This is a genomic window from Mesorhizobium sp. M1A.F.Ca.ET.072.01.1.1 (assembly GCF_004023325.1).
Classification (GTDB): Bacteria; Pseudomonadota; Alphaproteobacteria; order Rhizobiales; family Rhizobiaceae; genus Mesorhizobium.
In genome coordinates this window covers 1-703 of the sequence record NZ_RZSF01000685.1, presented here as the reverse complement: position 1 = coordinate 703, position 703 = coordinate 1, and the positions used below count along the sequence as shown (strand labels likewise).

1 protein-coding gene and 1 pseudogene are annotated in these 703 nt (G+C 63.4%); one reads left to right on the top strand and one right to left on the bottom strand.

The genetic code is table 11. The annotated features are described in order from the left end of the window. Positions 1–227 (bottom strand): annotated as a pseudogene (locus EOA32_RS37550) (NAD(P)H-quinone oxidoreductase); the annotation flags it as partial. Positions 228–336: 109 nt separating this feature from the next. Between EOA32_RS37550 and EOA32_RS37545 the strand changes: the two are divergent. Beyond that, the gene (locus EOA32_RS37545; RefSeq protein ID WP_067002029.1) at positions 337–531 is read left to right on the top strand and encodes a DUF1192 domain-containing protein; all 195 of its coding nucleotides are present in this window, start codon (positions 337–339) and stop codon (positions 529–531) included. The last annotated feature ends 172 nt before the right edge of the window (positions 532–703 follow it).

Here is a 703-nt window from a genome sequence, read left to right as displayed (position 1 = left end):
ATGCAGCCAGGATTATCCGCGGCGAAACAGTGCCTCGGCGGCGGATAGGCGCCTTTGCGCTGCTGCACGTCGGGCCTGTTCACGCCGGCCGCGTGCACGCGGATGAGGACCTCGCCGGGGCCGGGCGTGGGCACGTCGCGCGTCTCCGGCTTCAGCACCCTGGGACCGCCAGGCTGCGAGATTGCGATCGCCGTCATCTTTGCCGGAATATGCTGTCCGCTTGCCATGAATTGTCCCGTTTCCTCATGCCGCTGGCCGGCTGTTTGCATCGGCATCCCTGCCCTATGTATGCTCATTACCAAATCAGGCAAATGGTGAAATCAGGGAGAAGCGACGATGGCGATCTTCGACGACGAACCCAGGAAGAAGCCCCGCCCACACGAGATCGGACAGGATCTGTCGCTGCTGTCTGTCGATGATTTGTCCGAGCGCATTGACCTGCTGCGCGAAGAGATCGCTAGGCTGGAAGCTGAGCGGGCCGCCAGGGGCGCCACCAAATCCGCCGCCGAGGCACTGTTTCGCCGCGGATAATCCTGGCTGCATGGCCAGCCGCCCCGGAAAAGCCTGAAAGCGACTGCCAGAGCTGCACCCTCAAACAGACCTGCGCTTCGAAATTACCAGCCGGATCAGCCTATGTTCGCAACCTACCGACCGATCCTCTCGCTGCTGCGCGGCACCGCGTTCCTGCTGGCGGCCTCCGGCC

What these genes read in the sequence shown, in the direction of transcription:
- EOA32_RS37545 (WP_067002029.1), top strand. Translation starts at nt 337, where the DNA reads ATGGCGATCTTCGACGACGAACCCAGGAAGAAGCCCCGCCCACACGAG.